This window comes from Mucilaginibacter sp. (genome assembly GCF_036383575.1).
In the GTDB taxonomy this organism is placed as follows: Bacteria; Bacteroidota; Bacteroidia; order Sphingobacteriales; family Sphingobacteriaceae; genus Mucilaginibacter.
Window position 1 is genome coordinate 1 of the sequence record NZ_DASVOB010000799.1, and the last position, 10704, is coordinate 10704.

Annotated in this window: 9 protein-coding genes and 1 pseudogene; 4 read left to right on the forward strand and 6 right to left on the reverse strand. The window is 42.8% G+C overall.

Annotated features, from left to right (window positions below; genetic code table 11):
* From VF500_RS28460 to VF500_RS28475, 4 genes are all read right to left on the reverse strand, one after another.
* On the reverse strand, positions 1-411 hold a 411-nt coding region (locus VF500_RS28460; protein WP_330862895.1), incomplete at its 3' end, for a glycosyl hydrolase family 28-related protein.
* A gap of 49 nt (positions 412-460) precedes the next feature.
* Positions 461-2170 (reverse strand): RagB/SusD family nutrient uptake outer membrane protein, encoded by a 1710-nt coding sequence (locus VF500_RS28465; RefSeq protein WP_330862896.1) that lies wholly within the window; start codon positions 2168-2170, stop codon positions 461-463.
* Between the two features lie 11 nt (positions 2171-2181).
* Positions 2182-5577, reverse strand: coding sequence for a SusC/RagA family TonB-linked outer membrane protein (locus VF500_RS28470; RefSeq protein ID WP_330862897.1), 3396 nt, complete (start codon positions 5575-5577; stop codon positions 2182-2184).
* Positions 5578-5706: 129 nt separating this feature from the next.
* Positions 5707-6594 (reverse strand): FecR family protein, encoded by an 888-nt coding sequence (locus VF500_RS28475; protein WP_330862898.1) that lies wholly within the window; start codon positions 6592-6594, stop codon positions 5707-5709.
* Between the two features lie 178 nt (positions 6595-6772).
* Here VF500_RS28475 and VF500_RS28480 point away from each other — a divergent pair, with 178 nt between their 5' ends.
* The 4 genes from VF500_RS28480 to VF500_RS28495 are packed head-to-tail and all read left to right on the forward strand — an operon-like array spanning position 6773 to position 9535.
* Positions 6773-7633 (forward strand): chromate resistance protein ChrB domain-containing protein, encoded by an 861-nt coding sequence (locus tag VF500_RS28480; protein ID WP_330862899.1) that lies wholly within the window; start codon positions 6773-6775, stop codon positions 7631-7633.
* A 60-nt stretch (positions 7634-7693) separates the two neighbouring features.
* Positions 7694-7855 carry a hypothetical protein gene (locus tag VF500_RS28485; RefSeq protein WP_330862900.1) on the forward strand — a complete coding sequence of 54 codons (162 nt, stop codon included), beginning with the start codon at positions 7694-7696 and terminating at the stop codon, positions 7853-7855.
* Entirely contained in the window at positions 7855-9030 is a 1176-nt protein-coding gene (locus VF500_RS28490) for a chromate transporter (RefSeq protein ID WP_330862901.1), read from the forward strand. Before VF500_RS28485 ends, VF500_RS28490 begins: the two co-directional genes overlap by 1 nt.
* Before the next feature lies 1 nt (position 9031).
* Positions 9032-9535, forward strand: a complete 504-nt coding sequence (locus tag VF500_RS28495; RefSeq protein WP_330862902.1) for a hypothetical protein — start codon at positions 9032-9034, stop codon at positions 9533-9535.
* A gap of 299 nt (positions 9536-9834) precedes the next feature.
* On the opposite strand, the gene VF500_RS28500 is transcribed toward VF500_RS28495, so the two are convergent.
* Positions 9835-10371: an RNA polymerase sigma-70 factor gene (locus tag VF500_RS28500; RefSeq protein WP_330862903.1), complete on the reverse strand. Its 537-nt coding sequence runs from the start codon at positions 10369-10371 to the stop codon at positions 9835-9837.
* Between the two features lie 79 nt (positions 10372-10450).
* Positions 10451-10704: pseudogene (locus tag VF500_RS28505) on the reverse strand (hypothetical protein); the annotation flags it as partial.

Sequence of the window (10704 nt, forward strand, 5' to 3'; positions counted from 1 at the left end):
GTTTTCGCCCCAGATCAGGCTGTTATGCCAGTGCCTATGCCCGAAATCCTGGTAATTGTTGTCTATTTTGGCTTCCGGCTCATCATAACCTGAGGCAGCTTCGATGGGTGCGGCAATTATGGTAGCCCCCTGATCGATATACAGGCTTATGCCACTTTTTAGATGAATAGATCCGGTTAAATAATTTCCGGCGGGGAAATAAATTGTTCCACCACCGGCAGCCGCTGCGGCCTCAATTGCTTTATTGATATTCTGGGTATCTATGGCTTTTCCATCGCCCTTTGCCCCATATAACTTTACGTTATATGGGGATGTTTCGGGCGACGCATTACCATTTGCCTGTGCCTCAATAAAGCAAAAAGGCAAAAGAAAAACTAAAAGGATACGAAGTATAATGGTGTGTTTTTTCATGGTATTTTTTATCGCTTGCATTTATCTACATCTTTATTTTGACCCTGGCTTACCAGCCAGGGTTTTGAGGATATGGAGTACCTGTAATTGTTGCATCTATTTGTGTTTGCGGGATCGGGCGCAGCACATGGAATGGCTTAATATTACTTTTACCATCAGTGTTATGCAGTTTTACCCGCTCCAATAGCTTACCTGTCCGTGCAAGGTCAAGCCAGCGTACAAGCTCACCACAAAATTCTCTAGAACGCTCATCTAAAATAAAATCCAGCGAAAGCTTATCGACAGTGATATCCATTGCTGCTGCGTTACCTGAAGGATAAGCAGCCCTTTCGCGGATGGCATTGATATAAGGCACAGCGTCACCGGCTCGGCCATCCATAAATAATGCTTCGGCAGCAATTAAATAGGTTTCGGCTAAGCGGTAGATAATAATAGGCCTGCTTGAAGGCGAATTTTGATCGGGCCGCTTGGTATCAAAATACTTGATCATGGCGGGCGACAAAGCAATACTGTACTTGGCAGGCGGAATAACCTGGTAACGATAACCGGCAATCTGCGCCGAAGTCATGGCCTTGCCCGGCATCCATATAGCAGTATCGCCAACTGTAAACTTAGGGGCTCCGGGTTGCGCCCCTGCGGGTGCCCCGGCTGGCAACGGATTTGACCAGGTAGGTATTGATGCTGCGTTATTGCATAACCAGGCTGTTTGAAACGTTTTATTATAACGCTGGTCATTAACCCTTTCGCTAAACACAGTATCGGTAAGCCAATGCGTAGGCACCACGCGGATGTAAGGACGCCCGTAAAGGGTACTGCGCTGCATGCCGGGTTGCACCTCATACTTAGGCACAAATAAGTGGCACAACAGGTTATCAGGGCCGCTGTTGTTCTGCGTGGCAGAACCATTGTAGGCCAATGTAGATGTGTGCTGTACAGTCCAAAGTATTTCGCTGTTGGCCTCATTGCCTTCGGCAAATACCTTTCCAAAATCCTGCTGCAATTTTATGCCACTGGCAGGTGAAACATTGGTAATAAGGTCGATTGCCGTATTATAAGCATTTTTATAATCATCTGCCTGTTTGGCCGATGAGCCCGCTCTTGTTAAATATACTTTTGCAAGCATATGCATTGCGGCGGCTTTTGTTGCTCTGCCTGGCTGCACACCGTTAGTTAAAGGGGTTGCGGGAAGAACTGCCATGGCATCCTTCAGATCCTGAATGATAAAATTATATACATCAGCCATCGGAGCCCTGGTGGCAGATGTTGTAGGTACCGACTGAAATGCTTTGTTTAAAGTTACGTCACCCCAAAACTGAACTAATATGAAGTAATAATTTGCCCGCAAAAACTTGGCTTCACCCACCATGCTTGCTGCTGAAGTAGCGTCAATACCGGCCGGAACACTACCAATTAAACCATTACAGGTGTTGATATAGGTATAGCAGTTTTTCCAGATTGTGGCAACGGTACCATCAGCAGTATTGAAATTACTGTTGTACTTTACCATGCCGTTGTTACCATCGTTACCGGCAATAAACTCATCGGTACCGGGAACGGTCATTTCAAAATAAGTATCCGGCCCCCAAATAGTTCTGAATCCTGCATAGGCGGCAGTGAGGCCGGCTTGAAAACCCTGGCTTGTTGTAAAAAAAGTTGGGGTAAGTGTTGATTTTGGATCTTCTAACAGTGTTTTTTTACAAGCTGTAGTTGCAAGACCTAAAAACAAACAGGTGTATAAATATATAGATATCCTTTTCATCTTATTTAAATTTAAAGTGTCATGTTAATACCGAATGTAAATGACTTTGTAGGAGGCGTATCTACGTTCAAAGCGCCGGCTGTTTCCGGATCCAAACCATGATAAGTATTACGATACGGGGAAAAAAGAATAAATGGATTTTGCGCCGTAGCATATACCCTTAACGACCGTGCACTGATACGTTTGGTTATTGATTCGGGCATGTTATAGCCTAAAGTGAGGCTCCTGATCTTCAAAAAGGTACCGTCAAAATAACTCAGCGTTGATGAATAAGGTGTATTGGTTGAAGCGGAATTTGGCTTAGGATAATAATTTTGATGATTGGTTGGCGTCCAGTAATCCTCGTTCAGGTTATTATAATTACCCTGGAAGGTATTAATAAAGCTCCCGCTCTGGAACATTTTGGAAGTGATTAATCCTCCCACCCTGTAAGCAGCTACTACCGTAAAATCAAATCCTTTGTAACCTATGCGGTTGGTAAAACCACCTGTATAGGTTGGTTGATCAGATCCAAGCACAATCCTGTCGGCAGCACTGATTTTTCCATCTTTATTTACATCCTCTACCCTGATGGTACCAATTACCGAACCAGTACCAGTAGTTGTAAGTCCTAAGCTTTTAGCCTGGGCCGTATCGGCTGCTGTATTTTGCCAGATGCCAATTTTTTTATAATCAAATATGGCATTGATAGGCTGTCCCACAAACAAACCGTTTGTTATATCCTGGGTAACGCCGCTTGCCAATTTGGTCACTTTTCCCCTGTTAAAGGCGATGTTGAAATTGGTTGTCCAGCTAACTGTGTTCCTGCCGTTGCCGGGTAAGTTGATAGTACTTATGCTTACCTCAATACCTTTATTTTGCGTTTGGCCCCCATTGGTTAAAATACTGTTTGGAATACCCGATGTCGGCGGCAACGATAAGGGCAATAGTAAGGACCTGGTATACTGATGATAGGCTTCAACTGTACCTGTAATACGTCCCTGGAAAAGGCCGAAATCAACGCCTGCATTCAATGTAGAAGTGTACTCCCATGTTAGATTTGGATTAGGAACGTTTGTTGGATAAGCTCCCGTTAGGTTTGTAGAACCAAAATTGTAGTTAACTGATGATAAAGCGCCCAAAGTTTGGTATGGGTTAATAGCCGTGTTACCAACCGTACCGTAACTTGCCCTTAATTTAAGGTTTGACAGTATGTTTGAGTTCATTAAAAAAGGCTCCTTAGTAACATTCCACGCAACTGCCGCTGAAGGGAACACATGATATTTATTCCCCGGCGCGAGGCGAGATGAACCGTCTGAACGCATGGTTAAAGTAAGGAGGTATTTATTGGCGTAACCATAGTTCACCCTGGCCATGTACGAAATAATGTCCCACTTGGAGTATGATCCCGAGCCGCTTAAGTTTGCTCCGTACTGCGGGTTAAAATATTGGATACCATCCGATAGGATATTATTGTAGCTAAATGAATTTGACTGCGACTGGTTTTCCTGCAAACTGTAAAGGCCTGTAAAATTTACATGGTGCTTTTGCGCAAACACTTTATCGTAAGTCAATATATTTTCAAGTGTATAGTTATAGCTGTAAGTACTTTGGTTATTTGCTGTTGATGCACCGCCAAGGTTATTGGTAGTAGCGCTGGCGTAGTAGTTACCGTAAATATCTGGCCTAATTTCAGCACCGCCGTTAAACCTGTATTTTAATCCCGGTGCAAGGGTTGCTTCAAGGTAAGCTGTTGTAAATGTTCCAAACCTTTTACGGGTTTCAACAGCAGCGCCCGGAACAAAATTTGCAAGCGGGTTCCATACCTGGTTAGCACTTCCGGCGGTAAAACCTACCAGGGCACCGGTAGCATCATCATAAGGTGTTGAAAGCGGACTGGCCCTTAATGCCTGCCCAAGAGGGTTCGCGTTTTCGCCATTGGTATAGCTCAGTGTGTTTAAGCTGCTTAAACCAACTTTTACATATTTGCCCAATTGCTGATCAACACTAAGTTTAACAGAATAACGAACAAATGACTGACCGAAATAGATCCCTGTTTCGTTGTAGTATCCACCGGATATGGCATACTGTGTAAGCTCATTACCTCCGGCAACCCCCAACTGATGATCGGTCACAAAGCCGTTTTTATAGATCAGTTTTTGCCAGTCGGTATTGCGCCCGCTTTTTATGGAAGCAACCTCCTGCGGAGCAAAAGAGCCATCGGTTAAAAAGGCAGGATCATCAATTCCGGTATATTTACCGGGATTGCCATTGATCAGGCCCCATTTTTTCAGGTCTTCAAACTGGGGGCCGTTCATTATATTATACTGGCCCAGCGGTTTATTGAAACCTGCATAAGCACTATAAGTTATTGCTGTACCGCCCTTTTTGCCCCTGCGGGTAGAAACCAGCAAAACGCCGTTTGCACCTCTTGAACCATAAATGGCTGTAGATGAAGCATCTTTTAACACCTCTAATGAAGTTATATCATCAGGATTAATATCATTCAAACTGCCATTAAAAGGGATCCCATCAACTACGATTAGGGGTGAGTTGGAGGCATTGATAGACCTGTTGCCACGGATTAAGATAGATGGAGATGCCCCCGGATGGCTGTTACCCGCGCTTTTCTGAATATCCACACCCGCGGCTTGCCCCTGTAAAGCCTGGCCCAGGTTAGCGGCCGGAACATCACGCAGCGATTGTTCGCTCACAGAAACAATTGAACCTGTTACATCTGATTTACGCTGAACACCGTAACCAACCACGATAACATTGCTTAATGACTTCAGGTCGCCTGTCATGGTCACGTTGATAGTTGTTTGATTATTTACCGCTACTCTTTGTGTTTTATAGCCAACTGAGGAAAATATAAGCGTGGCATTGGCAGGTACTTTAAGCGAATACTCTCCTTTGGTGTCGGTGATCACCCCTCTTCCTCCGCCTTCTATACTTACAGAAACACCCGGCAACGCACCATTTGCATCGGTTACTTTACCTGTAACTGTAATATCAGCAGCTTCAATATTTTGCTCATTGGTTTTATTGGTTAGTACACTGGGTTTAGCAGAAGCTGATTTATCATAAATTACAATTCCGGTATTGATCTCTTTAAATGACAAACGGGTTTTAGCAAATAAATAATTAAGGATTTTGCCCAGCGGCTCATCTTTGAATTTACGCGGGTTTACTTTGTAGCCGCTTAATTCAACTGGGTTGTAAGAGAATTTGATGTTGGTTTGCTTTTCGAGTTTATCAATTGAACTCTGCAATGATTCGTTGCCAAACGCAATCTTTACGGGGAAATCTGAAATCTGGCTCTCTGCATGTTTGGCAAGCAGCACCTGGCAAAAAACCAGCGAACTAACCATAACAACCATCGATACCTTCATGAAAAAATTAAAAATTTTAGTCGATTTTTTTTTCATCTTTACGAGGTTTTTATCCTAAAAAACTATATGAATTATTGGATTAGCTTGGAACCTGCCAATAATTTATATCTGCACTCTCTGCCTATACCCCTGCAGCCCGGCTTCGGGGGTACTGGCTTTTTGGGTTTAACTGTTTTCGTTTTTTGCCAGGTAAACCTCCTTTCCTTTCAAAACATAATCTAAATGGTGAATGGTTTTAATGATGTCAAGCACATAGGATAGCGTGTTATTATTTGAAAAATGAATAGTTGTTATTAGGTGATCATTCTTTTTATGGTTGTAGTTTACATGAACACCATAGGTATTTTCCAGCCTCATTACCAACTCACTAAATGAAACACTGTATAAATTAATTTCACTTGATTTCCAGGCCGCCACCTTCTCTGAGTCAATTGTCCTTATGTTATGGGTAGCCTTTTTCTGGTCGTAAACCATTTCTTTATCATGTGTAAGCAAACCAAAAGTTTCAGTTTTATTGCCAACAGCTACACAGCCCCTCGTAACTGTTAGCCTTACATCGCTGATGTTTTTGTAAAACTTTACGTTAAATGCGGTACCTAATACCTGTGCGCGTAAACGGCCATAATGAACTATAAAAGGAGAAGTACTATCATGTTTTACATCGAAGTAGGCTTCACCATTCACCAGTTGTACTTCTCTTGTTTTACCAAAGCGTTCAGGGAATTTTATTGTTGAGCCCGAGTTTAGCCATACAGTTGATCCATCGGGAAGTGTTATTGTTTTAAGATTACCTTTTTTTGCACTTACAGCAATCATGGCGGCTTTATCTTTAACCGATAATTTGAAGTAAAAAAGCACCGCGCTGCACATCAATACCAGTGAAGCGGCAATGGCATATTTAGCTGCTGATGTTTTTATAAAATGCCATTTGCCATAAATTTCTTTATGGATGTTATGAAGCATTTCCTTCTCTATGGCCAGCATGGCTTTTTCATCCTGGAGATGGTCATCTTCGGGATTATGGCCAGGGCCGGGCTTGCGCCGTTGTATCATTATGATTGATATTTTAAGTTTATCTCAACCGCTTAAAGCAGTTTTTGGCTTTGATACTATATACAGGGCTAACCGGCATTGGTACCAGAATAATTTTGCATTTTTTTATTAAATGTGATTTTTCTCCATTAATGAGACTTTCGGGTTCTTGATTACATTTGTAACTCGAATTAAACAGATGAAATGGATCACCCGCGAACACCCGAAGATTGACCGCATTGCTTGTCCCTGGCTGATCAGGCGATTTATTGATGCCGAAGCCGAGATCATCTTTGCCCCCTTTCAACAGGTATTGACGAAAGCCGACGAGTTGAATGCGATCCCATTTGACCTGCCTGACGTAGAATACACGCATTATGACGATCAATGCACCTTTGATTATTTCATCAAAAAACATCAGTTGAAAGATGAGGCACTAAACAGGATTGCTGCAATTGTGCGCGGGGCAGATACCGACCGGCATGATTTTGCGCCACAATCGGCAGGCCTCGAAGCGATCTTTTCAGGGCTGGCCTACAATATCAAAGACGACCAGGAGCTGCTGGAATTGGGGATGACCATTTATGATGGGTTATACAGTTGGGCAAAACATCTGCACCAGTTAAAACATACCCAGGCCGGGCCGGTTGAACGGATGCTGCTGGAGGTATTCCATAAATACATTAAACAAAGCACTTCAAAGAAAGCGCCTGATTGGGCAAAAGAGCTCAGGGAAATGATACAGGATCAACTTGATACCAACATGAGCCTGAGTTTGCAACAGGTATCCAATGAGCTGGAGATCAACCCTGCTTACTTATCCCGCGAGTTCTCCAAGTATTTTGATAACCTTTCGTTTGGTGATTATATCCGTAAGCTCAGGATAGAGAAAGCGATTGGTTTAATGACAGATACCTCCTATTCATTAACCGAGATCGCTTACCTCACCGGTTTTTCAGACCAAAGCCATTTTAACCGGATCTTCAAAAAGCAAACCGGGCAAAACCCATCGGTTTATAAAAAAAGTATCCTGAAAAGTAAAAAGGATACAAATAGTTAATTCCATACAAGTTTAAGGGGTTTCAAGTGGGTAGTATTGTATTGTTAATACAATATTGCCATGGAAACGAATGAAATCACTCGTAGGGATGTCTTAAAGGTAGGCACTCGCTTACCTTTGCCTGCTTATGACACAAATACCGCTGCACCAGCTTTGGGCTTTAGGGCCGCATTGGATGTATTGGGCAAGAAAAATGGCGGTATGGATAATATGAAGATGTAATGAAAGGACAATTCATTAAACCAGCCTACTCGCTATTGGATATCACCAGGTATTTCCTCAAGTTAGGGACATGGGGTTTTGGCGGCCCTGTTGCTTTAGTAGGCTATATGCAGCGCGACCTTGTAGAGGATAAAGGCTGGCTTACCGAGGAAGAGTATAAAGAGGGCCTGGCCCTTGCCCAATTGGCACCGGGACCATTAGCCGCGCAGTTGGGTATTTATATCGGCTTTGTGCATTATGGGCTTATCGGCGCTACTTTGACCGGGCTGGCTTTCGTGCTACCCGCTTTTATTATGGTGGTATTGTTGGGGATGGCCTATCAACTTTACGGCGGTTTGGCCTGGATGCAAGCGGTATTTTATGGCGTTGGGGCGGCTGTTATCGGCATTATTGCAATGAGTGCCTATAAACTGACCATTAAGTCGATCAGCAAATTTGAATTACCTGCCATAAAAGCAAAATGGCTCTTGTGGCTTTTCTATATCGCAGGTATAGTAATTACTGTAATTACCGAGCGGGAAGAAATCCTTTTGTTCCTGGCTTGCGGTGTTTTATACATGGTGATCAAAGCGCCGCCGCAATGGCTCAAAAAGCCGTCGGTATTGCCCGCCGGAATTTTAGTCAGTACCGGCTTCTGGAAATACGACGGCAAAACCTTGCAGGAGATCGGTTGGTTTTTCGCCAAAGCAGGCGCATTTGTTTTTGGCAGCGGCCTGGCTATAGTACCATTTTTACACGGCGGTGTGGTGAAAGAATTTGGCTGGCTGAATGAACACCAATTTGTTGACGCGGTAGCTGTAGCTATGATCACGCCAGGGCCGGTTGTTATTACTGTGGGATTTATCGGTTACCTGGTGGCCGGTTTTCCCGGCGCATGTGTAGCCGCACTGGCTACGTTTTTGCCGTGTTATGTATTTACCGTGGCCCTCGCGCCATCTTTTAAAAAGATAGCCAAAAACACAAGTATCAAGGCATTTGTAGATGGTATCACCGCTGCTGTGATCGGCGCATTAGTAGGTTCCGTGATCGTCATTGGATTACGGTCGGTGGTTGACATCCCTACCCTCCTGATTGCCGTTGCTGTTGTATTAGCGTTGATCTATGTAAAAAAACTACAGGAACCTTATATCATAGGGATAGCCGCTATCATAGGCTTCCTGATCAAAACCCTTTAATATGTTTAAACACCTTACCATTATTGTTTTATTATTGTTCATTTTCAAAATTGGCTTCGCCCAGCAGCCCCCGGCCTATCCAAGGGTAACCGGATATTTCAGTATCCTTAACCCAATCGGCTCCTGGACTAAGAATGGCTTTAAAAGTAATTTTGGCGACGTCTATACGGTTGGCTTTCCCTTCGGGATGAATATTCTTAAAAGTGATCAGTTCGGCATCAGCTTTGAGGTTGCCCCGGCCATACGAACGGAAAAAAACATTTCAAAGGTTAATACGATGTTGTTCCATCCTGGTGCGATGTTCCGTTTTAAACACGGTTTTACTTTCATCGGGCGCATGGCATTTGAAACAAATGGCCGCTTTGGTGTAACACCCGTGTTTAACCAGGTCATCAAAAAAGGCAAAGACGCCAGTTTTTTTGTTTCGGTTCCCATTCCTGTGAGGTTCGGTAATGACCAACCCGCTTCCATTAGTACCGGGTTACAGTTAGGTGTGTCATTTTGAGCGACTTACTACTTTCAAATCGCATCTATATAAAATAAAAAGAGGCTATATAATAAATCAAATTAACCACCCTTGGTGTTGTGTCACCTATGAATTGAAATTTAACCGATAATATTTATACAAAAAATAGGGTTAACATGTTTTTTGAAAACAAAAAACTCAATTATCTGATTGTTAGTTACATATGAATAAATTAACCCTAAATTGTGTTAACCCTGTTAACCCTTTTTTAGTAGAGTCGATCCAATCCAAAACTATATTTCGCATAAGTATCTGAATAAGTAAAAAAAGCTGATCATTTAAAAGATCCCCAGCTTTGTCCGCAATATTTTCAATGCATTTGAGAGCTGATTTTTAACTGTACGGGGAGTAATATTAAGTGTTTCCGAAATTTCATTGACGGATAAGTTCTGCTGCTTCGATAAAATAAAAACCTCCTGCATTTTTTTGGGCAGTTCCCGGATCTCCCCTTCAATTGCAACCGACAGTTCTTTTGCCATTAAACTATCTTCCTGGGTATATTGATCAGTATCTTCTACATACAAAAGGTTATCCATGCCTCTTTTCCTTACCGAATCCTTTTTGTGGAAATTAATGATGCTGTTTTTTAAACTCCTAAAAAGATATGAGGCGTTGTACCTGTCCGGCTGTAAATTATACCTGCAATTCCATAAATTAATAAAAACAGTTTGTACCAGATCCTTCGCATCATCAGATGAGCCGGTTGAGCGGTAAGCCATGTGGTACAAAGGCCTCCAATTCCGTTTATAAAACTCATCAAAGGCGTTGATATCCCCGGCCTTAATTAATACGATTAATTCAATTTCTGAAAGCATTACTTTAAACTAATTGACTTAAATTATCATCGGTATATAACTGGCTTTTGCCTGGACAACAGGCATTAATTGTCGTGTCTTATTGTTTGATTTTTGCAGGAATTTTCGATAACAGCCATTTACTCAGATCATCGGCTGCTTTGTCGTTATCAAAACCCATAGCAACAGGAAGACGTCCGTTGGTATATTCATTATACAGCCAGGGATCGCCAACGGCAATCACTGTACCTGCTCCATATTTGGCCGTGCCAATAATCACCTGTGCGCTATCAGTTAACAGCGGCGTTGCCGGAGGTGATAATTTAAGCGTAGCGATATCCTTCAGATAGATCT